Genomic DNA, 21,475 nt, shown 5'->3' with positions numbered 1-21,475 from the left:
TCCTAGACCGGTTTCCAGTCTCCAAACCCGAATTGCTGATAGTCGCGCTGGTAGGTTTCAACCGCCAGCGGCTCCAGTTCTGTGTCATAAATCTGATCCAGCGCGTAGGGAGTGTCCGGCGCACATGTTGCCGGTTGGGGGGGTGACGGATGGCCCGTTTTACGCGCCAGTTCCGGCAGGGCGGCGGCCAGTTCATCTTCCCGCAGAATCAGATCTGGCAGCGCAAAGGCCGACATCCCCTCCAGCGCCTGCGCCTGACTGCACCAAACGCCGTCCACCCGAATTGACGTTTGCCCGGACAGATTGTGGTGCAGGAACTTCAGAAAGGCCGCAAACGCCTGATAGTGCTGTTCCAAGGGGTAATTACCGTCACGGATCTGGCCGGGAATGGGCAGTTTGAAACGGTTGCGCAGGGTATTTCGGATGGAAGCATAGGCGCCTGGATCGGTACTCAGAATCTTTGAACAGAACGCGGTATGGGCCCGCGCCAGCGGGTGGCGCACGACACTGAATTTCCGGTGTCCGGGATTGGCCTCCAGCCATCGCCGGATTTGCCGGCGATTGCGGTTCGTGACCGGCGCGCTGCCATCAAGATCGGCCATCCATGCCGTCACCGCGTCATCGTTTCCGCCGCGCAAGGGAAGATACATCAAAGGTGTCCGGGCGGCAGTGACGTATTGGCCTACTGCTGGCCCGCGGCGCGGCTCGAAACCCGGATTGCGATGCAGGTTGAACGTGTCCATTCCGGACAACGCCTGTTCCAATTCCTCCGGGTTTGTGACTTTGGAAAGGGCGGGGCCGGGATTCTGGGGTTTGAGCGTGTCGTCCAGCGCCGTCAGCCGCGCCTGTACCCCCAACCACGATGCCAGCCCGTTCAGAATATCCAGTCGGTTAAGGTCGTCATAGGCCAGGAAAAATGCGGTCTGCCCGGTTTTCTGCAGCCGGTTCAGCAGCAACAGTTGAAATTCCTGCTGCTGATCCAGGTAGTCCGAGAACTCTTCAGCCTGAAACGTGACCAGAGCATCGCGGCGGCGCTTTATGTTTTTCAGTTGCCATTGCATGGTCTCCCGCGCAATTTTCAGTGAGATGTAGCTGTCCAGCGGATTCCGCGTCAGAACAATCTTGGCACAGCGCGGGTCGTTCAGCGCAGGCTCCAGCACGCGGGGATCGTGCCCCTGAAAATAGCGAAACCCGTTCAGTGCGCCGGGGGCTGCTTTGATGGCGTCCAGTAACAGGTCGGGATTTTGGTCGCGTTCGGTCAGCGAAACACCCAGCAATTCCTCGGACTTCAATCGGCCGATGAAATGCGGATTGAACGCTTCTCCGTGGCAGGTCACGCCCTCCAGTGCGTTCAGATTGGCTTCCAGCAGGTTGGATCCCGTGCGCATGGCGCCAAGAACGATGAAGTAATCCCAGGGACCGGACATGGCGACTTATTGAACCAAATAGGGTTTTCGGAACGGTTTGGTCTGGCTGCCAAACACGTCGTCTACCGGGAAATCGCCCATCAGATACGGGTGCATTCCCTGGTTCTTCAGGTTTTGCAGGAATTGACCGAAGCCGGACAGATCAACCATCTTCGGCGCCTCAATCAGGTGGCTCGGTTGCTGGGTCCCGATCTCGTCTATCACCTCGTGCAGCGCCTCGATCGGAGATTCGACAAACTCTGCCAGACACCAGGTGCGCACCCGCGCCTTGGTCCAGACCGAGGTCAGAACCTCAAGCTGTTTGCTTTCGATCTGTTGCAGGCGCGCGGCCTCGTTGCGGATGTCGGCGAAGTTCCGGTTCGACCGGAACAGCGGAATTGCCCAGGCACCGGTGATCACTGAAATCTGTGCGTTCTTGTCGCGCGCCAGAAACCAGTTGATATCCTGCGTGTCCGCCGGGCCGAACTGGAAACACTGTCTTTCGCCGCGAGTATTCCAGATCAGGTTCGACAGGAAAGCCTTCGAGTTGTAGTCGCGCAATGTGGCGCAATCGCTGAGTGCGCCGTTCGTAATTGTCTGGTCACCCGCAAACTCTGCCCGTTCAGGGCTGAACACATGACCATGTACGCGTGTGTTTGTTGTGTTTTCCAGCCAGGTTTCGAAATCTTCAAAAAGGTCGGAAAAGCCCTGAAATACCGAATATGGAAACGACGTCAGGCCGTTTTCGCTGCCATGTCGGGGAAACCGGCTTTGCATGTACAGCCCGTCGCGCCCGCGCATGCGCCGCTCGACCGCTTTGGAAAACACCCGGTCGATCTTGCCCGGATTTGGCTCGGCCGGTTTCATCGCCCCAGCCTGATCGGTCAAAAACGACTGATACAGCCGGTCGGCCTTCCACCAGATCTTGCGGGCCACAAAACAGTCCGAACGGCGCAGCAATTGCAGGTGGTCATCATAGAATATGTGCGGCCGACCCTGATAGTCGAACTTGGACAAGGTCAGCGAGCGGCTTTCGATATGCGTTGAATAGAGCCTTGCCAGCGTCTGGAAATAGCTTTCATCGGGTATCCAGACGCGGCGGAAATAGCGGTCATACACGGGGCGTTTGGGGTCTTGCAGGATGGCCGACAGGGTCTGCCGGGTCAGGCACCACCACTGGCTGCCCATATGCGGGACCAGCCCGTCCGGGATACGCCGCCGCAAGCCCAGAGCGCGTTGAAATTTGACGTAAGTATCAAACAATTTGCGGCGCTTGCGCCAGGAAAACGGGAACCGCAGGGTGAACCGTTCATGATCCAGACCGCCGATGGTCCAGCTGACATCGGCGGTGGTCGCGCTTTCGATGAAATCGACGCGCGGGCGGTCCGACAGATAGTCGATCAGTTCCTGCACGGGCCGCAGGGGCAGACAGGCCCCGGACGACAAAAATACGTGGCGCACATCCGGGAACTGTTCAAGCATCAGCGTCGCCGCGCATTGCGAGGCTGCGACGATGCCCCAGCCGCCCCATTCGCAGGCATGCCGGTCCGAGAATACAATCAGGGGATTGTCGGCGCAGGCCTCGGAAAACTCGGCAAATGCCTGGTCGGAAACCTTGCGATCCACGTGGATCACTACCGGGCAGCCGGACGTTGTCCAGTGGCGCGCGACCTGCTCGGCACGGTCCAGTGCTGTATGCACCAGCATGACGACGCCCAGACCGCTCATGCCCAGTTTCCTTTCGACATAAGGCCCAGAATCTCAAGCTGTCTCCAGTTGATGTATTTCTCGGACCAGTCGCACCAGAAAACCGGTTTGCCTTCCAGCCGCTGGGCATAGGCCCGGTACTCGTCCGAGCCGCGATAATGCTGGCCGCGGTGCAGTTCTTCGCGCGCCTTGTCGCCCAGAGTGTTGATCAGCTTGGCATGAAGCAACGCGCCGCTGGCCTTTTCACCGCCCCATTCGTCGTAGACTTGGTTCAGCCCGCGCGGCAGCAGGGAATGGGTCGAGCTGACATAGACATAGCGCTTGTCCCATTTGACCAGCGGTATTTTGTTCAGCGCCGGAGCTTTTGAGGGATTGTCCTGAAAGAACACCCGCGCGCGGGGACCGCCCTGAATCCACAGATTTCCATAATCGGGGTTCCGGGTAATCATGTAGTTGCCCGAGTCGAACCAGTTCGCGATTTCGAACGGATTCTGCCCTTCTTGATATGGCGCCTCTTCGACCGGACCCTGCGGATACATGTCGATCAGCATGGTGCCAAAGCTGCGTACGGCGCAGCCATCCAGCCAGTCCGTCAACGCGCGGATCGGGCGGGTGTCACAAAACGGGTAAATGAAGAACTCATCCGGGTCGACCGTCAGGACCCAGTGATCGGGCGCGTATTTGCGCAGCAGATAGTTGGACCAGTCCAGACCAAAGGATGCGCGCTTATAGCTGGCCTCGGCCTGCCAGACGGACACATCCGGCTGCGCCTCAAGAAAGGCGCAGGTTCCGTCATCGCTGTCGTTATCGACAAACAGGAAGTGATTGATGCCCAGGTTGCGATAATAGTCCAGAAAGAACGGCAGCCTGATCTTTTCGTTGCGTACAACGCTCATCAGCAAGACATCGCCACGCTGTATTTGCGCGGTGTTGTTCGAAACCGCGCGCAGCTCGCTTCGTTTGCGCACACAGCGCACCAGACGGCGCTTGCGCCGAAGCCTCATTCTATATGAATCCAACAGGCTCACGCGACTGCCCAACCCTTATTATTACGCGAGCAGGCCCGGGGCCTGTTCAAGCCTGAGTGGATCCGAGCCATTGCCGTTTTATGCCACCTATGCATCTTGCGAGGCAACGGGTTTAAAAGTTGTTAGCCGGGGGCGTTGCAATTCTGTCGGGAAGGCGGCAATTCAGTTCCAGCCCCCGTCATTCATCAGCCCCAGCGCGCGCAATTGCTGCCATCCGGCGTAGTGCTCTGATCGCTCTGTCCACATGACAGGCTGCGCAATTATGCCATCGTAATATGGCCCGAATTGGTCCGGATCATGAAAATGCTGACGCCTGGTCTTCTCGGTTTCGGACCTGTCGACGACATCCGGCAGGAATTTGGTGTGCAGCAGGATACCCGAGGCCGCAGTCCCCCCCGGGCCGTCATAGGTGGTGTTCAACCGGCGCGGCAGCGCGGAATGGCACGAGTTTACAAAGGCATAATGCCGGGACCAGCGTACCAGAGGGATCTTGTTCAGCGTGGGCGACCGACGCGGGGCATTTGAGAAAAACATCCTCTCGCGGGCTCCGCCCTGCACCCAAAGATTACCCAGCGGGCTTTGACGCTGCACCCGGTAGGGACCGCTGTCGAACCCGTCCAGTACCCGGGTCGGGTCGGTCTCGGGGTCATAGCCTTGATCCCCCAGCGGCCCTTGCGGATACAGATCCAGCATCAGCGCACCAAAGGCATCCTGCCCGTGCGACTCCAGCCATGCGGTCAGATCATGTAGCGATCTGGTCTCGTGATGGGCGTAAATCAGCAACTCGTCCGCATCAGCCATCAGGGTCCAGTGCCCGTGCCCGTATCTCATCTGCAGCCAGGTCAGCCAGTCCAGGCCAAACCGCGCGGCACGGTAGCTGGCCGTCGTGTTCCAGACCGAAACATCTGGTTGTTCCAACAGATATTCGGTCGATCCGTCGTCGCTGCCGTTATCCACGATCAGAAAATGATCCACGCCGTGGGTTCGGTAGTGTTCAAAAAACCACGGCAGCCGCATCATCTCGTTGCGCAGTGTGATAAAGGCCAGAATATCTCCCTTACCGATTTTCTCCGTCCGGTCCTCAAGACAGGACAGCTGGCGGCGGCTTCGGAATGAGCGCCACAAGAGCCCGCGGCGTTTCAGACGCAACCGGTACATCTGCGCCCAGCCAATGGATGGCAGATCCTGTACCGGGTGCGCGGTCACATGACCCTCATTTCTCGTAGTGTCCGGTCTGGTGCCAGCGCCACGCGTCCCTGACAATTGTCTCTAACGTTGATCTTTTCGGCCGCCAGCCCAGTTCCTGTTCCGCCCGGTCCGAGCCCGAAACCAGCCGCGTACAATCCCCGGCGCGACGGGGTCCGATCGTATAGGGCACTGTTCGGTTGGTGACCGCGCCGGATTGCTCGATCACTTCCATCACCGAAAACCCGGACCCGGTGCCCAAGTTGAACACCCGGTTGCCTTTGCCGTTTTCCAGCCATTTCAGTCCCAGAACATGGGCATCGACCAGATCGCAGACATGAACGTAATCGCGGATACAGGTGCCGTCCGGCGTATCGTAATCGGTTCCGAACACGGTCAGACCATCCCGGTTGCCGTCGATGGCATCCAGCATCAGCGGCACCAGATGGGTTTCGGGCCGGTGAAACTCGCCAACTTCTGCTTCAGGATCAGCTCCTGCAACGTTGAAATAGCGGAAAATGACGTGATTCAGCCCGTGCGCGGCCCCGAAATCATGCAGAATATCCTCAATCGCGCGTTTCGAGGAGCTGTAGGCATTCACCGGATTCTGTGGCGCGTTTTCGTCCAGCACCACGTTGTCCTGATCGCCGTAAGTGGCACAGGTCGACGAAAAGACGAAATCCAGACATCCGGCTTCGACGGCTGCTTCGATCAGGTTCAGCGAACCGGTGACATTGTTCGCCCAGTATCGGCCGGGTTGCGCCATCGCTTCGCCCACCTGGCTGAGAGCAGCGAAGTGCATCACCGCAACGGGACGGTATTTGGCAAACACCTGATCCAGCCTGTTTCGGTCCAGCAGATCACCATGTTCGAACGGCCCGAATTTCACCGCGTCCTGCCAGCCGGTAACCAGATTGTCATATGTCACAGGCGTATAGCCTGCGGCAGCAAGGGCCTTGCAGGCATGCGACCCGATATATCCGGCACCGCCGGTGACAAGAACAACTGTCATGGATGATCCAATTTCCGAACGTCAAAAAACACTAGGCCATGAAAGGAGACGGTGAAATGGGTAAAAACGTTCAATCCAACCCCATCGCGGCCATCATTTCTTCGATCTTGGGCACGTCCTGCGGGTTGTTCAGTTCCCAGAACTGGCGGCCCTTGGCCTCAACCTCGACGCACAAAACCTTGCGGCCGTTCTCCATGAACCGAAGCTGCTCCAGTCCTTCCAGTTTCTCCAGCGGCCCCACCGGCCAGTCGGGATAAGCGGCCAGCGCATCCGGTCGATAGGCATAAACACCCACGTGATGGAACACCGGGGTTGGCTCGTCACCCGCATAAGTGGCCGTGGTAAAGGGGACCACCTCTTTCGAGAAGTACATTGCGCTGTGATCCGCACCGAACACGGCGGTTGTGCCGCCGACCCGTCCGTTCCTGCGATCATTCAGCAGGCTGTTCAGCGCATCACCGTCACAGCGCAGGACCGGCGTGGCCACACCTGCGTCAGGGGCCGTGCGCAACCCCGCGATCAGATCTTCGACGAACCAATGCGGTGTCAGCGGTGCGTCTCCCTGCAGATTGACGACGATCTCGTAGCCCGAACCCAGATTGGCATGGGTTTCGGCGCAGCGTTCCGTGCCGTTACCACAGGTCTCGGAGGTCATGACCACTTCCGCCCCAAACCCTTCGCACACGTCACGAATGCGGTCATCGTCTGTGGCCACTACAACGCGGTCCACGCCGGATACCGAACACGCAGCGCGCCAGGATCTTTCGATCAGGGTCATGGACACGCCATTTGCACCGGTCAGCGGCACCAGCGGTTTGCCCGGATAGCGGGTCGACGCGTAACGGGCGGGGATTGCGATCAGTACAGACATCAGGCTTCCTTCAGTTCCACACCCGGAGCGTAGGCAATGAAGAACGGATTTGCATAGTCTTCCTTGCCATAGGTCAGCGGTGAATGATCGTCGAAGCGAACGACCTTGCCCCCGGCGCCGGCCAGAACCGCGTGTCCGGCGGCGGTGTCCCACTCCATCGTGCGGCCAACCCGTGGATAGATGTCGGCCTCGCCAGTGGCCACAAGGCAGAACTTGAGCGACGAGCCGGCGCTTTTGCTGTCCTTCACCTGATATTTGTTGATGTAATCCTCGGTCGCCTGGTCCCGATGCGATTTCGAGGCCACGACCAAAAGGGCGGAATTGTCCGGTTCAGACACTGAAATTGGCGTAACGTCCCCGATAATGTCCATCTCAAGCGCACCTGTTTCTTCGACCGACCGGCCATCGGCCTGCGTGTAGAACATGCGGCCCCGGGCAGGTGCATAAACAACGCCGCGCGTGGGAACGCCGTTTTCGACCAGCGCGATATTGACGGTGAAATCGCCGCGCCGATTGATGAATTCCTTAGTGCCGTCCAGCGGATCGACGATCAGGAACGTATCACCCTTCTGCGTGTGCGAGGCCGCCTGTTCCTCGGTCACCAGAAGGGTATCGGGAAAGGCTTCGCGCAGACCGGCCGAGATCAGGGCATCTGCTGCCTCGTCCGCTTCGGTCACGGGGCTGCTATCGGATTTGACCTTCACGTCGAAATCATCCGCCTCATATATCTGCATGATCTTGTTCCCTGCTTGCAGGGCAAGGCGTCTGATGACGGGAATTAACGCGTCGTAGGTCACAAAAATGCTCCGTTCCTGGGATTTGTTGATCCAATGTCCTGTTGGACTTATGATGTGACGGTTACGGAACGGCAAGAATTTCGTGCCAGTTTTTGGGCAAAGAAGCAGGAAAGACGCGTCGGGTGTTTTATTACAAGCGCAACCAAACGCTTTTGGGCGGTGCCTTCACCACGGCGGAACTGGTGTTTCACGCCGTCGTGCGGCAGATACGCTCGCAACATTCGAATGCTGTTATCGCGATTTTCATCAACATCATGCAGATCGTCATTCTGGCCACTGTCTTCTACCTGATCCTGTCATTTATGGGGGGACGGATTGCCAAAATCCGCGGCAACTTCGTGCTTTACATGCTGTCGGGCGTTTTCATGTTCATCATGCATGTAAAGTCGGTATCCGCGATTGCCGGTATTGCGCCGGGGAACAATCCGATGATGCTGCATTCGCCGATGAATCCGATGATCATGCTGCTGGCGGCGGCCTTCGGCGCGCTTTACACGCAGCTCGTTTCGATTCTGGTGATCCTGTTCGTGTATCATGTCGCGGTTGAACCTTTGGATATTCTGGACCCAGGCGGCGCCTTCGGAATGCTGATCCTGTCGTGGTTTGTGGGATGCACGGTGGGTTTGAACCTGATGGCCCTGAAGCCGTGGTTTCCAAGAACGGCGGAGATGTTGAAAAACATCTATCGGCGTCTGAACATGGTGTTCTCGGGCAAGATGTTCGTCGCCAATGCGCTGGGCGGCTATATCCTGATGATGTTCGCCTGGAACCCGCTGTTTCACATCATCGACCAGGCCCGGGGCTTCATTTTCCGCAACTATTTTCCACGGAACACAAACTGGGAATATGCCTTATGGGTCGGCATAGCGCTGTTGATGATCGGGCTGTTGGGTGAGTTCTTTACACGCAAACACGTGTCTCAAAGCTGGGACGCACGCCGCTAACGGGCCACCCGCAGCGTCAGGTTGATCCGCCCGCCTTTTGGCAAGAGTTTGGAAGATCCGAAGCGGATGCGATCGATCCCGTGATAAGTCAGCCGTGCCGGCCCGCCCATGATGACAACGTCGCCCGAGTTCAGCCAGATCGACTCGGTCTTGCCGCCTCGGGTGGTGTTGCCGATCCGAAAAAGCGCATCATCCCCCAGCGAAACCGAAAGAACCGGCCAGGAAAAATCGGCCTCGTCCTTGTCCTGATGCAGACCCATCCGGGCGCCTTCCCCGTAATAATTGATCAGACAGCAATCGGGGTCGCGTTCGCGGCTGGCAAGGTCGTGCCACAGGTTCAGGATCGGTTCGGGAATGTCAGGCCAGGCCTTCCCTTGCGGGTGCAGTGTTTGATACCGGTAGCCATCCCGGTCCGTGACCCAGCCAACGGCCCCGGCCGAGGTCATGCGCACCGACATCGCCTTGCCTTGCGGCGTCACTGGCAGCACCAGTGGCGCTGCTTTCAGAATCGGGCGCAGCGTTTCGATCAGTTGCGTCTGGGCCGATGCATCCAGCCAGCCCTTTCTGATGTCAAATCCGCGCAAAATCAGCCGGGCCATCCCAGAATCCTCAATCCTTGCCAAAACCTTGCCGAAAAAGGCCACAAAATCCCGAAAACCTGCGTTTTACACCGCTTGCAGGCCTTTCGTCGCGCCCTTATATACGCCGGGACGCGCAATGGTGTAGGGCCATTACGCAATGCAGATCGGGGCAGGGATGCCATAACGGGTCCCGGCCTCGGGACATCGCCTTGAAGAGAAAGGGATTGAAAATATGGGTAAAGTAATCGGGATTGACCTTGGTACCACAAACTCGTGCGTGGCCATCATGGACGGCTCGCAGCCGAAAGTCATCGAAAACGCCGAAGGGGCGCGGACCACGCCCTCGATCGTCGCCTTCACCGAAGATGAGCGACTGGTCGGTCAGCCTGCAAAACGTCAGGCGGTCACCAACCCCGACAACACGATCTTTGGCGTCAAGCGTCTGATCGGTCGTCGTGTGGATGATGCCGAAGTCGAAAAAGACAAGAAAATGGTGCCGTACGCCATCGTTGATGGCGGCAATGGCGACGCGTGGGTCCAAGCCCGCGGCGAAAAGTACTCCCCAAGCCAGATCTCGGCCTTCACTCTGGGTAAGATGAAGGAAACCGCCGAGAGCTATCTGGGTGAGGAAGTCACGCAGGCGGTTATCACCGTTCCGGCATACTTCAACGACGCACAGCGTCAGGCCACCAAAGACGCCGGTAAAATCGCCGGTCTGGAAGTGCTGCGGATCATCAACGAACCGACAGCTGCCGCGCTGGCCTATGGTCTGGACAAGAAAGACACTCAAACCATCGCAGTCTATGACCTTGGCGGCGGTACTTTCGACGTGACCATCCTGGAAATCGACGACGGCCTGTTCGAGGTCAAATCGACCAACGGTGACACCTTCCTGGGTGGTGAAGACTTTGACATGCGCATCGTCAACTACCTGGCGGACGAGTTCAAAAAGGAACACGGCGTCGACCTGTCTGCCGACAAGATGGCGCTGCAGCGTCTGAAAGAAGCTGCTGAAAAAGCCAAGATCGAGCTGTCCTCGACCTCGCAGACCGAAATCAACCAGCCGTTCATCTCGATGGGTTCGAACGGCCAGCCGCTGCACATGGTCATGAAACTGACCCGCGCCAAGCTGGAATCGCTGGTTGGCGACCTGATTAAGAAGTCGATGAAGCCCTGCGCCGCCGCTCTGAAAGACGCCGGTCTGTCGGCTGCTGACGTGGACGAGGTTGTTCTGGTCGGTGGTATGACCCGGATGCCGAAAGTGATCGAAGAGGTCACCAAATTCTTCGGTAAAGAGCCGCACAAAGGTGTGAACCCGGACGAAGTTGTTGCCATGGGTGCCGCCATTCAGGCCGGTGTTCTGCAGGGCGACGTCAAAGACGTGGTTCTGCTGGACGTGACCCCGCTGTCGCTGGGCATCGAAACCCTGGGTGGCGTGTTCACCCGTCTGATCGACCGCAACACCACGATCCCGACCAAGAAGTCCCAGGTTTTCTCGACCGCCGAAGACAACCAGAACGCCGTAACCATCCGCGTGTTCCAGGGTGAGCGTGAGATGGCTTCGGACAACAAGATCCTGGGTCAGTTCAACCTCGAAGACATCCCGCCCGCACCGCGCGGCATGCCGCAGATCGAGGTGACCTTCGACATCGACGCCAACGGCATTGTCTCGGTTTCGGCCAAGGACAAAGGCACAGGCAAAGAGCAGAAGATCACCATCCAGGCCTCGGGCGGTCTGTCCGACGAGGACATCGAAAAGATGGTCAAGGACGCGGAAGAGAACGCGGAAGCCGACAAGGAACGCCGCGAGCTGGTCGACGCCAAGAACCAGGCGGAAAGCCTCATTCACTCGACCGAGAAGTCGATGGAAGAGCATTCCGACAAGGTCGACCCGACCACCATCGAAGCCATCGAGCTGGCGATTGCCGCGCTGAAAGACGAGCTGGAAACCGAAAATGCCGACAAGATCAAGTCGGGCATCCAGAACGTCACCGAAGCGGCCATGAAACTGGGCGAGGCCATCTACAAGGCGCAGTCCGAAGAGGCCGAGGATGAACCGGCAGCTGCGGACGCCGCTCCGGGTGATGACGATATTGTCGACGCCGAGTTCGAAGATCTGGACGACGACAAGCGTAACTAACGGGTAACCGGGCCAATTCGGGCCGGTCCGGATACCGGGCCGGCCCGTTTACGTTGAGGCAGAAGGAAACACTGATGTCAAAACGCGACTATTACGATGTACTCGGCGTGTCCAAGGGTGCATCGGCGGACGAGATCAAGAAAGGTTTTCGCAGGAAAGCCAAAGAGTTGCATCCCGACCGCAACAAGGACAACCCGGAAGCCGAGGCGCAGTTCAAGGAAGCGAACGAAGCCTATGACGTTCTGAAAGACGCAGAACGCAAGGCTGCCTATGACCGTTTTGGCCATGCCGCGTTTGAAAACGGCATGGGCGGCGGGGGCCGGCCCGGCGGCGGCTTTGGTCAGGGCGATTTCTCCAGCGCGTTCTCGGATGTGTTCGACGACCTGTTCGGCGATTTCATGGGTGGCCAGCGCGGTGGCGGTGGCCGTCGTGCCGCACGCGGTTCCGACCTGCGTTACAACCTGCGCGTCTCGCTGGAAGAGGCGTTTGCGGGCTTGCAAAAAACCATCAACGTGCCCGCTGCCGTGGCCTGTTCGGCCTGTGATGGATCGGGCGCTGAAAGCGGCGTTGAACCGACCACCTGTCCGACCTGTTCGGGTATGGGTAAGGTCCGCGCGCAACAGGGCTTTTTCACCGTTGAACGCACCTGTCCGACCTGCTCGGGATTGGGTCAGATCATCAAGAATCCCTGCAAATCCTGCGGCGGCGCGGGTCGGGTGGAAAAAGAACGGGCGCTGTCCGTCAATATTCCAGCCGGTGTCGAAACCGGAACCCGCATCCGTCTGGCGGGTGAGGGTGAGGCCGGAATGCGTGGTGGCCCCCCGGGAGATTTGTATATCTTTGTCGAAGTGTCCGATCACAAGCTGTTTGAGCGCGACAGCATAAACCTCTATTGCCGCGTGCCGGTCAGCATGGCCAAGGCCGCTCTGGGTGGTTCGATCGAAGTGCCCACCATCGATGGCGGTCGTGGCCGGGTGCAGATCCCGGCAGGCAGCCAGTCGGGCCGCCAGATGCGTTTGCGTGGCAAAGGAATGCCCGCCCTGCGTGGCGGTGGCGTGGGTGACATGTTCATCGAACTGGCTGTGGAAACACCGGTCAACCTGACCAGTCGCCAGAAAGAACTGCTGCGTGAGTTTGACGATCTGGGAGAGGACAACCACCCGGAATCAAAAAGCTTTTTCTCGTCGGTCAAGTCCTTCTGGGATGGGATGAAAAGCTAAGGGAACCGCTTTCCCGACCAAAGCCGCCCGGTTTCGGGCGGCTTATTTGTTGCAGGGGGCGCTGCCCCCGCCGCCCTGTGGGCGCCTCCCTCGGGATATTTGGGCCAGATGAACAAGGGATCTTTCCTTCATCTGGCCAAAAATATCCCGGAGCGCGAGGCAGAGCCTCGCAAATACCATTGGCCTTACCCAAGGGATCAGGGTGGCCATAAAACAGATCAAATTCAGTCTTGTGTTTTTCCGATGTGCCTGTGATTGTCCGGTCAACCGTTGGGGTGCCCTGATCGAAGGGCTGAGAGGCGTGAATTCGCTAACCCATCGAACCTGATCCGGGCAATACCGGCGTAGGGAACGGTCTCATATTGTCAGACGTTTTCCATGCGCGCGTTGCCCAATTTTGATGGAGCAACGATATGACGCCTATTGCGCTCACAATTGCAGGCTCGGACAGTGGCGGTGGTGCCGGAATTCAGGCTGACATCAAGGCAATGTCTGCCTTGGGGGTTTATGGTGCCAGCGTGATCACCGCCGTGACCGCGCAAAACACACGGGCCGTTACCGCCGTTCACGGGATCCCGCTGAATACTGTCACCGCACAGATCGATGCCGTTCTGTCTGATCTGAGCGTGGGCGCCGTCAAGATTGGCATGCTGGCGACGCCGGAGATCATCCGATGTGTTGCAGACAGCCTTGCAGCGTTTCGTGGTTCCATCGTTCTGGATCCTGTGATGATTGCCAAATCCGGCGATGCCTTGCTGACAGAAGACGCGGTTGAGACATTGCGGGCGGTGCTCGTGCCCATAGCCACGCTATTGACGCCGAACTTGCCCGAGGCCGGACGCCTTCTGGATTGCCCGGCTGCGGAGACGCCGGATCAGATGGTAGAACAGGGGCTTGCCTTGTGTGACATGGGCGCAGGTTCCGTTCTGATGAAGGGCGGGCATGGATCCGGCGACATTTGCCGTGATCTCTTGATCGACGCTTCGGGCTTGGTGGCAGAGTTCACGGCACCGCGCCGAAATACCAAAAACACGCATGGCACCGGTTGTACATTGTCCGCGTCAATTGCTGCCGGGCTGGCGCTGGGAAAAACGCTGATGACGGCCGTTGCAGATGCGCACAGCTATCTGCAAGGCGCGATAGCCCGGTCCGATGATCTGGACATTGGTCGCGGGCATGGGCCGGTTCATCATTTTCATCAGCTTTGGCCCGCATGACCGTCTGGTCGGTCATAGGTGCCGGAGTAGCCGGTCTGACTGTTGCCACCGAGCTGGTATCGCGCGGCGCTGACGTGCAGATATTCGACTCGGCAGGCCCGCCAGGCCCACATGGCTGTTCCTGGTGGGCGGGTGGCATGCTTGCCCCCTGGTGTGAATATGAAAATGCCGAGGAACCGGTTCTGCGGCTTGGACAAACAGCGATTGACTGGTGGGCCGCCAGAACGCGGGTGCATCGGTGCGGAACGCTGGTTGTTGCGCATTCGCGCGACCTGCCGGATCTGCGCCGCTTTGCACGCCGAACGGATGGGCATTCAGAAGTCGGAAGTGCGAATATCGCCCATTTAGAGCCTGATCTAGACAGTTTCAGTAACGGTCTCTTCTTCCGGGCAGAGGCCCATCTTGATCCCCGGCAAGCGTTGCGGGACCTCTGCAGCCACCTCAGGGACCGAGGTGTGCCCTTTCACCGTACACTGGCCCCTTCCCGGTTGGAGAATGCGATCGATTGCCGGGGGTTGCACGCGCGCGAGATCTTGCATGATCTGCGTGGCGTCAAAGGCGAGATGCTGGTGATCCGCTGCCCAGATGTCACTCTCTCTCGCCCTGTGCGACTGCTGCATCCGCGCATGCCGCTTTATGTCGTCCCGCGGGGTGACGGGGTCTACATGCTGGGCGCAACGATGATCGAATCCGAGGACAGCGGCCGGATTACTGCCCGCTCGATGTTGGAGCTTCTCAGTGCGGCTTATGCGCTGAACCCGGCTTTTGGTGAGGCTGAGATCCTGGAAATCGGTGTCGATCTTCGCCCCGCTTTTCCCGACAACCTGCCTCGCATCCGCCGGTTGGGTCGAACGATCTATGCCAATGGCCTGTATCGCCATGGCTACTTGCTTGCGCCCGCGTTGGCACAGGGCGTCGCCGATCTGGCGCTGGAAAACAAACATTCGGAGATGGTCGATGAAGATCGTGCTTAATGGCGAGGCGCGCGAAAGCCGCGCAGAAACCCTGTCAGATTTGCTGGCGGAATGTGGATTCTCGGGCTGCGTAGCTACAGCTGTGAATGAACAGTTCGTCCCTTCAAGCCTTCGACTGGCACTAAAACTCGAAGATGGTGACCGGGTCGAAGTTGTCGCCCCGATGCAGGGGGGCTGACGTGAAGACCTTTTACGGCACAGAACTGCCCAATCCGCTGATGCTGGGCACGGCGCAGTATCCCAGTCCGGCCATTCTGGAACAAGCGTTTCGCCTCAGCGGGGCGGGTGTTGCCACGGTATCCCTGCGCCGTGAAGGCGCGGGTGGGGCTGGGCAGAGCTTTTGGCGGATGATCCGCGACCTGGGTGTCATTGTCCTGCCCAACACCGCCGGATGCCACACGGTGAAAGAGGCTGTGACAACCGCCCAGATGGCGCGCGAGGCTTTTCAGACCAATTGGATCAAGCTGGAACTGATCGGTCATACCGACAGCCTGCAACCGGATGTGTTTCAACTGGTCGAAGCCGCCCGCATCCTGACGGAAGATGGATTTCAGGTCTTTCCCTACACAACGGACGATCTGATCGTCGGCGAACGCCTGTTGCAGGCGGGTTGCGAGGTTCTGATGCCGTGGGGCGCGCCCATCGGGTCCGGGCGCGGTCTGAACAACGAATATGCGCTGCGGGCGCTGCGGGCTGCGTTTCCCGATGTGCCGCTTGTCATTGATGCCGGCATCGGCAGACCAAGCCACGCCGCGCATGCGATGGAGCTGGGCTATGATGCTGTTCTTCTGAACACGGCGGTGGCCCGTGCCGGTGATCCGGTGGGGATGGCGCGTGCAATGGCATTGGCGATTCAGGCCGGCCAATTGGCCCATAAGGCCGACCCGATCGAGGCACGCGACATGGCCGAACCTTCAACGCCAGTGATCGGAAAGGCATTTCTGTCATGACGTTGGACCGGTTCTATCCGATCTTCGATCATTCAGACTGGCTGCACAGGATGCTGCCTCTGGGCGTCAAACTGGTGCAGTTGCGGATCAAGGACCAATCGGGTGATGCGGTGCGCGCCCAGATTATGATCTCGCTCGAACTGTGCCGCAGCCACGGCGTCCGACTGGTCGTGAACGACCATTGGCAGCAGGCAATAGAGGCGGGCTGCGACTGGGTCCACCTGGGGCAGGAGGATCTGGATGATGCCGATCTGCATGCCATCCGCCGGGCAGGCCTGAAACTTGGTGTTTCAACCCATGACGATGATGAGCTTGAGCGGGTTCTGTCGATGGACCCCGACTATGTGGCGCTCGGACCTGTCTATCCGACCATCCTGAAAAAGATGAAGTGGCGGCAGCAAGGTCTGCCCCGCGTGACCGAATGGAAGACGCGGGTGGGGCGTATCCCATTGGTCGGCATTGGCGGAATGTCGGTCGAGCGCGCGCCTGGCGTGTTCGAGGCCGGGGCCGATATTGTCGCGGCAGTGACCGACATCACGCTGAACCCTGACCCCGAAGCGCGGTTGCGCGAATGGATCGACATCACGCGATGAACCGTTACGGACGTCAGATGATCCTGCCCGAAGTGGGACCCGAAGGGCAGGCGGGCCTGTCCGCTGCACGAGTACTTGTCGTCGGGGCAGGAGGGTTGGCCGCGCCGGTTCTGCCGCTGTTGGCCGGGGCAGGGGTGGGTCACATCATGGTTGTTGATGGCGATGTCGTTGATCTGTCGAACCTGCACCGGCAAACGCTTTTCACGGAACGGGATGTCGGCCTGCCAAAGGCTGAAGTTGCGGCGCGGCGCTGTCGCGACCTCAACTCCAAGCTTGAAGTCACCAGACAAAGTCAGGCCCTGACATGCGAAAACGCGGCAGATCTGGTGTCGCGGTCGGATGTGGTCCTGGATTGTGCGGATAGTTATGCGGCCAGTTATGTCCTGTCGGACAGCTGTCTGGCACAGGGAAAGCCGCTGATCAGTGCCTCGGTGCTCGGGTTGTCAGGTTATGTGGGCGGTTTTTGCGGCGGCGCGCCGTCTTTACGTGCGCTGTTTCCAGACGCGCCCGACAGTGGTGCCAGCTGCGCCTCAGCAGGTGTTTTGGGTCCGGTTGTCGGTGTGATCGGCGCGACGCAGGCGCAAATGGCGCTGAGCGTGATCCTGGGCCTGCAACCATCGCCGCTGGGCCAAATGGTGAACTTTGATGCCCGCACCCTGCGCAGCAACAGTTTCCGTTTCGATGATGCGCCAGAACCCGCAAGTTGTTTCCGCTTCCTGTCTGCCAGCCAACTCACGGCCGAAGACCGGATCATCGAGCTTCGCGGCACGGATGAAGCGCTGGTCCCGATACACCCCGGCGCAGAACGACTAACGCCAGTCGAATTGTCCGGATTAGAGCCTAAACAAGCAAAAAGATTGGCCCTTTGCTGCGCCACTGGTCTACGGGCGTGGCGCGCAGCCGAACGGATTCAATCGGATTGGCCGGGCGAGATTGTCCTCGTCGCGGCCTCAACCTCGTGAACAGGAAGGAAACGCGAGATATGAAGAAACTGATCACAGCCTTATCGCTGCTGGCCGCTGCACCGGCCTGGGCTGACGACAAGATGACCATTTTGCTGGACTGGTTCATCAACCCCGATCACGGCCCCATTATCGTGGCGCAGGAAAACGGCTATTTCGCCGAACAGGGGCTTGAAGTTGAAATCATCCCGCCTGCTGACCCGTCCGCACCGCCGCGTCTGGTTGCTGCGGGGCAGGCCGATCTGGCTGTGTCCTACCAGCCGCAACTGCATCTGCAGATACACGAGGGTCTGCCCCTGAAACGTGTCGGCACGCTAGTCGCGACCCCGCTCAACTGCCTTCTGGTATTGGAAGATGGCCCGGTCAAAACCCCGGCGGACCTGAAAGGCAAGAAAATCGGCTTTTCTGTCGCTGGCGTGGAAGAGGCGGTTCTGGGCACCGTTCTGGGCAAGTATGACGTCGCACTGGCCGATGTCGAAATGATCAACGTCAACTTCTCGCTTTCACCGTCGCTGATGTCGGGGCAGGTAGATGCGGTGATCGGCGCCTACCGCAATTTCGAGCTGAACCAGATGGACATCGAAGACCATCCCGGCACCTGCTTCTATATCGAGGAAGAGGGCGTGCCGTCCTATGACGAACTGATCTATGTCGCGAACCCGGACACAATGGATACCGACAAGATCGCCCGTTTTCTGGCCGCGACGGAGAAGGCAACACAGTTCATCGTCAACAACCCCGAAAAAAGCTGGGAAATCTTCGCAGCAACCTCGCCCGAGCTGCAGGATGAGCTGAACGCCCGTGCCTGGGTCGACACGCTGCCGCGTTTTGCCCTGCGCCCGGCCGGGTTCGATGCCGGGCGGTACACCCGGTTCGAGGTTTTTCTGAAAGACAGCGGCATGATCGACAGCATCAACCCGGTCAGCGCCATCGCCATCGACGTGACTGCGCAATGAGCGGATATGGCACGGCCTTCGCGCTGATGCGCGATGCGGCGCAGGGGCCGTGGCGGGATTATACCCGCCACGCCTTTGTCGAAGAGTTGAAGGACGGAACGCTTCCGCGCGCAGCGTTTCTTCATTATCTGCGGCAGGACTATGTGTTTCTGATCCATTTTGCCCGTGCCTGGGCGCTTGCGGTGGTGAAATCGGAAACCCACGAAGAGATGCTGGCCGCCTCGCGCACAGTGAACGGTCTGATCAGCGAAGAGATGAAACTGCATATCGGTGTCTGCGAGGCTGCGGGCATTTCACAGCAGGACCTGTTTGCGACGCCCGAGCGTGCCGAGAACCTGGCCTATACGCGCTTTGTGCTCGAGGCAGGCTACAGCGGTGACTTGCTGGACCTGCTGGCAGCGCTTGCGCCTTGCGTCATGGGCTATGGCGAGATTGGCGCGCGTCTGGCAACCGAGGCCACGTCCGAAACCTATCGGGACTGGATCAACGCCTATGCCAGCGAAGACTATCAGGCTGCATGCAAGGCGGTTGGAGAGTTGCTTGATCAGGCTCTAACACGGAGGATTGGGCAAAATTTCGAGGCCTCCCCCCGCTGGGACCGCCTGAGCCGCACGTTCCGCACCGCGACCGAACTTGAAGTCAGTTTCTGGCAGATGGGCCTGACGCCATGATGTCTGCCCCCGCCCTGACCATCAGCGGACAGGCCACAATCGGCGGCGCGACCCTGTTCGCGCCGCTTTCGCTTACACTGGCGGCAGGGGAATGGACCTGTCTTCTGGGCGGTTCCGGCGTCGGAAAAACCACCATCCTGCGCCTGATTGCGGGATTGCAGACCGGGGCGGAGTTCTCGGGGCAAATCACGGCTGACGATGGCTTGCCGGTGCCAGAACGTGTCGCGTACATGGCGCAGGACGATCTGTTGCTGCCTTGGGCAAGTGTTGCCCGAAATACCACGCTGGGCGCACAGTTGAGGGGGGAAAAGGCCGATCTGAACCGGCGCGACCGTCTGGTCAAACGGATGCGCCTTTGGGATCACCTGACCAAGAAACCGTCGGAACTGTCAGGTGGTCAGCGCCAGCGCGTGGCTCTTGCCCGAACGCTGATGGAGGACCGCCCTTTCGTATTGCTGGACGAGCCGTTTTCGGCCCTCGATGCCCGAACCCGCGCCGATATGCAGGATCTCGCGGCCGAGGTGTTGCTGGGCCGCACCGTTTTGCTGGTCACCCACGATCCGGCCGAAGCCGCCCGGCTGGGGCAAACCATTATTGTCATGACCCGGCACGGGCTGACCAAATGCCAGCCGCCCCGGGCCCCCGTCCCCCGCAAAGTGGACGACCCGGACTCGTTGGCCACGCAAGGCGCATTGTTGCGCCTGCTGAGACAGGAGGCAGCATGAAACACCTGTCTCCGCTTGCGGCCGCGCTTTTTGGCCTTGTCGTCTGGCAGGGCATCGTCACCTTCACGGGCTGGCCGAAATTCATCTTGCCCGGCCCGGCCATTGTCGCCGAAACATGGTGGGACAACCGGTGGATCATCGCAAAGGACACCTGGGTGACGGCGGTCGAGGTACTGACCGGCTTCGTTTTTGGTGTAACCTTGGGCGTTGTCACAGCCGTCTCGCTGGCCAGTTCGCGCATGACCCGGATCCTGGTGCGACCCTTGCTGGTGTTCACGCAAGCCCTGCCGGTTTTTGCCCTGGCACCGCTTTTGACGCTTTGGCTGGGGTTTGATCTTTGGTCGAAAGTGGCAATGGCCATGCTGATCATCTATTTTCCGGTCACGTCATCCTTTTTTGACGGATTGATGCGCACTCCGGCCGGATATCTGGACCTTGCACGCACCATGCAGGCCAGCCCGCGCGCGGTTTTGTGGCATATCCGAATACCAGCCGCCCTGCCCTCGCTGGCTTCGGGGATGCGGCTGGCGGCTGTCTACGCACCCATCGGGGCCGTGATCGGAGAATGGGTCGGTGGTTCCTCCGGGGGTCTGGGGAACCTGATGCTGCTGGCCAACGGCCGGGCGAAGACGGACCTGATGTTCGCGGCCATGCTGACGCTGGGTGTATTTTCGATCCTGCTGCACATGGTGGTGCACCGCGCCACGGCCCGCATGGCGGGTGAGGTGCGTTAACGTTTCGGAAAGCAATTCTGCGCCAGTCTGCGCGTATGACCAACGACGCCTTTGCCGAAGCCCCGATGCTTTTTGAAAACGACGAAGCCCCGGTGCAGCCGCTGCCGGCAGGCCGGTTGCCGTCTTATATCAAGGACCATCGCAAAAGGCTGCGCGAACGGTTCATGTCTGGCGGTTCTGCAGCGATGCCGGATTATGAGCTGCTGGAGCTGGTCCTGTTCCGCTCGATCCCCCGGCAAGACGTAAAGCCTCTGGCCCGGTCCCTGATGGATGAACTGGGCGACTTCAACCGGGTGCTGACCGCGCCCGAAGAACGGTTACGACAGATCAAGGGTGTCGGCGAAAGCGTGATTACCGATCTGAAGATTCTGGAAGCCTGCGCCCATCGCATGGCCCGCGCACGGGTGATGCAACGGCATGTGATCTCGGGCTGGGACGCATTGCTGGATTATTGTCACACCACCATGGCCCATCGCGAGACGGAGCAGTTTCGCGTGTTCTACCTTGATCGCAAGAACGTCCTCATCGCAGATGAGGAACAGGCCAAGGGCACGGTGGACCATGTTCCCGTCTACCCGCGCGAGGTGGCGAAAAGGGCGCTGGAACTGAATGCCTCGGCTTTGATTCTGGTGCACAACCACCCCTCGGGTGACCCCACACCATCACAATCCGACATCGACATGACCAATCGCATTCAAGATGCCTGCACCGCGCTTGGCCTGGTGCTGCACGATCACCTTATCATCGGAAAATCGACAGAGCTGAGTTTCCGGTCGCAGGGCTATCTGTAGCTGTCGGTGGG

Annotated in this window: 22 protein-coding genes and 1 riboswitch; of the genes, 14 read left to right on the top strand and 8 right to left on the bottom strand. The window is 59.3% G+C overall.

Features of this window, described 5'->3' with window-relative positions; genetic code table 11:
- Positions 1-2 precede the first annotated feature (2 nt).
- The 7 genes from ACR0J2_RS17695 to cysQ form a co-directional block, all read right to left on the bottom strand.
- Positions 3-1,427, bottom strand: a complete 1,425-nt coding sequence (locus ACR0J2_RS17695) for a nodulation protein NodH (RefSeq protein WP_480813418.1) — start codon at positions 1,425-1,427, stop codon at positions 3-5.
- Positions 1,428-1,433: 6 nt separating this feature from the next.
- Positions 1,434-3,134, bottom strand: a complete 1,701-nt coding sequence (locus tag ACR0J2_RS17690; protein WP_170612699.1) for a DUF5927 domain-containing protein — start codon at positions 3,132-3,134, stop codon at positions 1,434-1,436.
- The gene (locus tag ACR0J2_RS17685) at positions 3,131-4,117 is read right to left on the bottom strand and encodes a glycosyltransferase family 2 protein (RefSeq protein ID WP_170612697.1); all 987 of its coding nucleotides are present in this window, start codon (positions 4,115-4,117) and stop codon (positions 3,131-3,133) included. The genes ACR0J2_RS17690 and ACR0J2_RS17685 overlap by 4 nt, the downstream gene beginning before the upstream one ends.
- Positions 4,118-4,303: 186 nt before the next feature.
- Positions 4,304-5,347 carry a glycosyltransferase family 2 protein gene (locus ACR0J2_RS17680; RefSeq protein WP_480813417.1) on the bottom strand — a complete coding sequence of 348 codons (1,044 nt, stop codon included), beginning with the start codon at positions 5,345-5,347 and terminating at the stop codon, positions 4,304-4,306.
- A 7-nt stretch (positions 5,348-5,354) separates the two neighbouring features.
- The gene (gene galE / locus ACR0J2_RS17675) at positions 5,355-6,338 is read right to left on the bottom strand and encodes a UDP-glucose 4-epimerase GalE (protein WP_480813416.1); all 984 of its coding nucleotides are present in this window, start codon (positions 6,336-6,338) and stop codon (positions 5,355-5,357) included.
- Positions 6,339-6,408: 70 nt separating this feature from the next.
- Complete coding sequence (locus tag ACR0J2_RS17670; protein WP_170612693.1) at positions 6,409-7,209, bottom strand: 3-deoxy-manno-octulosonate cytidylyltransferase family protein; 801 nt, start codon at positions 7,207-7,209, stop codon at positions 6,409-6,411.
- Complete coding sequence (cysQ, locus tag ACR0J2_RS17665; RefSeq protein WP_480813415.1) at positions 7,209-8,006, bottom strand: 3'(2'),5'-bisphosphate nucleotidase CysQ; 798 nt, start codon at positions 8,004-8,006, stop codon at positions 7,209-7,211. Before cysQ ends, ACR0J2_RS17670 begins: the two co-directional genes overlap by 1 nt.
- A gap of 122 nt (positions 8,007-8,128) precedes the next feature.
- Here cysQ and ACR0J2_RS17660 point away from each other — a divergent pair, with 122 nt between their 5' ends.
- Positions 8,129-8,950 (top strand): ABC transporter permease, encoded by an 822-nt coding sequence (locus tag ACR0J2_RS17660; RefSeq protein WP_170824985.1) that lies wholly within the window; start codon positions 8,129-8,131, stop codon positions 8,948-8,950.
- On the opposite strand, the gene ACR0J2_RS17655 is transcribed toward ACR0J2_RS17660, so the two are convergent.
- A complete protein-coding gene (locus ACR0J2_RS17655) occupies positions 8,947-9,549 on the bottom strand; it encodes an alpha-ketoglutarate-dependent dioxygenase AlkB family protein (protein WP_480813414.1) in 603 nt (200 codons plus the stop codon). The two genes, ACR0J2_RS17660 and ACR0J2_RS17655, sit on opposite strands and share 4 nt — an antisense overlap.
- Before the next feature lie 214 nt (positions 9,550-9,763).
- Between ACR0J2_RS17655 and dnaK the strand changes: the two genes are divergently transcribed.
- The 13 genes from dnaK (at position 9,764) to radC (ending at position 21,464) form a co-directional block, all read left to right on the top strand.
- A complete protein-coding gene (gene dnaK, locus ACR0J2_RS17650) occupies positions 9,764-11,671 on the top strand; it encodes a molecular chaperone DnaK (RefSeq protein WP_321249926.1) in 1,908 nt (635 codons plus the stop codon).
- Positions 11,672-11,745: 74 nt separating this feature from the next.
- On the top strand, positions 11,746-12,891 hold the full coding sequence (gene dnaJ / locus ACR0J2_RS17645; protein ID WP_170612683.1) for a molecular chaperone DnaJ: 1,146 nt from the start codon (positions 11,746-11,748) through the stop codon (positions 12,889-12,891).
- A gap of 261 nt (positions 12,892-13,152) precedes the next feature.
- Positions 13,153-13,259: riboswitch (TPP riboswitch) on the top strand.
- Between the two features lie 45 nt (positions 13,260-13,304).
- A complete protein-coding gene (gene thiD / locus ACR0J2_RS17640; RefSeq protein ID WP_480813413.1) occupies positions 13,305-14,108 on the top strand; it encodes a bifunctional hydroxymethylpyrimidine kinase/phosphomethylpyrimidine kinase in 804 nt (267 codons plus the stop codon).
- A complete protein-coding gene (locus ACR0J2_RS17635) occupies positions 14,105-15,082 on the top strand; it encodes an FAD-dependent oxidoreductase (RefSeq protein ID WP_480813412.1) in 978 nt (325 codons plus the stop codon). The genes thiD and ACR0J2_RS17635 overlap by 4 nt, the downstream gene beginning before the upstream one ends.
- Complete coding sequence (gene thiS, locus ACR0J2_RS17630; RefSeq protein WP_321249930.1) at positions 15,066-15,260, top strand: sulfur carrier protein ThiS; 195 nt, start codon at positions 15,066-15,068, stop codon at positions 15,258-15,260. The genes ACR0J2_RS17635 and thiS overlap by 17 nt, the downstream gene beginning before the upstream one ends.
- Position 15,261: 1 nt before the next feature.
- Positions 15,262-16,032, top strand: coding sequence for a thiazole synthase (locus ACR0J2_RS17625; RefSeq protein WP_480813411.1), 771 nt, complete (start codon positions 15,262-15,264; stop codon positions 16,030-16,032).
- Positions 16,029-16,625: a thiamine phosphate synthase gene (locus tag ACR0J2_RS17620; RefSeq protein ID WP_480490978.1), complete on the top strand. Its 597-nt coding sequence runs from the start codon at positions 16,029-16,031 to the stop codon at positions 16,623-16,625. The genes ACR0J2_RS17625 and ACR0J2_RS17620 overlap by 4 nt, the downstream gene beginning before the upstream one ends.
- Positions 16,622-17,587 carry a HesA/MoeB/ThiF family protein gene (locus tag ACR0J2_RS17615; RefSeq protein WP_480813452.1) on the top strand — a complete coding sequence of 322 codons (966 nt, stop codon included), beginning with the start codon at positions 16,622-16,624 and terminating at the stop codon, positions 17,585-17,587. The genes ACR0J2_RS17620 and ACR0J2_RS17615 overlap by 4 nt, the downstream gene beginning before the upstream one ends.
- Positions 17,588-17,607: 20 nt before the next feature.
- Complete coding sequence (locus ACR0J2_RS17610; RefSeq protein WP_480813410.1) at positions 17,608-18,543, top strand: ABC transporter substrate-binding protein; 936 nt, start codon at positions 17,608-17,610, stop codon at positions 18,541-18,543.
- Complete coding sequence (gene tenA, locus ACR0J2_RS17605) at positions 18,540-19,214, top strand: thiaminase II (protein WP_480813409.1); 675 nt, start codon at positions 18,540-18,542, stop codon at positions 19,212-19,214. Before ACR0J2_RS17610 ends, tenA begins: the two co-directional genes overlap by 4 nt.
- Positions 19,211-19,939 carry an ABC transporter ATP-binding protein gene (locus tag ACR0J2_RS17600; protein ID WP_480813408.1) on the top strand — a complete coding sequence of 243 codons (729 nt, stop codon included), beginning with the start codon at positions 19,211-19,213 and terminating at the stop codon, positions 19,937-19,939. The genes tenA and ACR0J2_RS17600 overlap by 4 nt, the downstream gene beginning before the upstream one ends.
- The gene (locus ACR0J2_RS17595; protein ID WP_480813407.1) at positions 19,936-20,673 is read left to right on the top strand and encodes an ABC transporter permease; all 738 of its coding nucleotides are present in this window, start codon (positions 19,936-19,938) and stop codon (positions 20,671-20,673) included. Before ACR0J2_RS17600 ends, ACR0J2_RS17595 begins: the two co-directional genes overlap by 4 nt.
- Before the next feature lie 35 nt (positions 20,674-20,708).
- Positions 20,709-21,464: a RadC family protein gene (gene radC / locus ACR0J2_RS17590; protein ID WP_480813406.1), complete on the top strand. Its 756-nt coding sequence runs from the start codon at positions 20,709-20,711 to the stop codon at positions 21,462-21,464.
- Positions 21,465-21,475: the final 11 nt, after the last annotated feature.

This window comes from Ruegeria sp. CG4, assembly GCF_056537185.1.
Note: the sequence above shows the minus strand (reverse complement) of the source record. Positions and strands in the feature narration are given on the sequence as shown.

Excerpts from the sequence above, each read along its gene's own strand:
- ACR0J2_RS17695 (WP_480813418.1), bottom strand. The coding sequence starts at position 1,427 with ATGTCCGGTCCCTGGGATTACTTCATCGTTCTTGGCGCCATGCGCACG.
- ACR0J2_RS17690 (WP_170612699.1), bottom strand. The coding sequence starts at position 3,134 with ATGAGCGGTCTGGGCGTCGTCATGCTGGTGCATACAGCACTGGACCGT.
- ACR0J2_RS17685 (WP_170612697.1), bottom strand. The coding sequence starts at position 4,117 with ATGAGGCTTCGGCGCAAGCGCCGTCTGGTGCGCTGTGTGCGCAAACGA.
- galE (WP_480813416.1), bottom strand. The coding sequence starts at position 6,338 with ATGACAGTTGTTCTTGTCACCGGCGGTGCCGGATATATCGGGTCGCAT.
- ACR0J2_RS17670 (WP_170612693.1), bottom strand. The coding sequence starts at position 7,209 with ATGTCTGTACTGATCGCAATCCCCGCCCGTTACGCGTCGACCCGCTAT.
- ACR0J2_RS17655 (WP_480813414.1), bottom strand. The coding sequence starts at position 9,549 with ATGGCCCGGCTGATTTTGCGCGGATTTGACATCAGAAAGGGCTGGCTG.
- dnaK (WP_321249926.1), top strand. The coding sequence starts at position 9,764 with ATGGGTAAAGTAATCGGGATTGACCTTGGTACCACAAACTCGTGCGTG.
- dnaJ (WP_170612683.1), top strand. The coding sequence starts at position 11,746 with ATGTCAAAACGCGACTATTACGATGTACTCGGCGTGTCCAAGGGTGCA.
- thiD (WP_480813413.1), top strand. The coding sequence starts at position 13,305 with ATGACGCCTATTGCGCTCACAATTGCAGGCTCGGACAGTGGCGGTGGT.
- ACR0J2_RS17635 (WP_480813412.1), top strand. The coding sequence starts at position 14,105 with ATGACCGTCTGGTCGGTCATAGGTGCCGGAGTAGCCGGTCTGACTGTT.
- thiS (WP_321249930.1), top strand. The coding sequence starts at position 15,066 with ATGAAGATCGTGCTTAATGGCGAGGCGCGCGAAAGCCGCGCAGAAACC.
- ACR0J2_RS17620 (WP_480490978.1), top strand. The coding sequence starts at position 16,029 with ATGACGTTGGACCGGTTCTATCCGATCTTCGATCATTCAGACTGGCTG.
- ACR0J2_RS17615 (WP_480813452.1), top strand. The coding sequence starts at position 16,622 with ATGAACCGTTACGGACGTCAGATGATCCTGCCCGAAGTGGGACCCGAA.
- ACR0J2_RS17610 (WP_480813410.1), top strand. The coding sequence starts at position 17,608 with ATGAAGAAACTGATCACAGCCTTATCGCTGCTGGCCGCTGCACCGGCC.
- tenA (WP_480813409.1), top strand. The coding sequence starts at position 18,540 with ATGAGCGGATATGGCACGGCCTTCGCGCTGATGCGCGATGCGGCGCAG.
- ACR0J2_RS17600 (WP_480813408.1), top strand. The coding sequence starts at position 19,211 with ATGATGTCTGCCCCCGCCCTGACCATCAGCGGACAGGCCACAATCGGC.
- ACR0J2_RS17595 (WP_480813407.1), top strand. The coding sequence starts at position 19,936 with ATGAAACACCTGTCTCCGCTTGCGGCCGCGCTTTTTGGCCTTGTCGTC.
- radC (WP_480813406.1), top strand. The coding sequence starts at position 20,709 with ATGACCAACGACGCCTTTGCCGAAGCCCCGATGCTTTTTGAAAACGAC.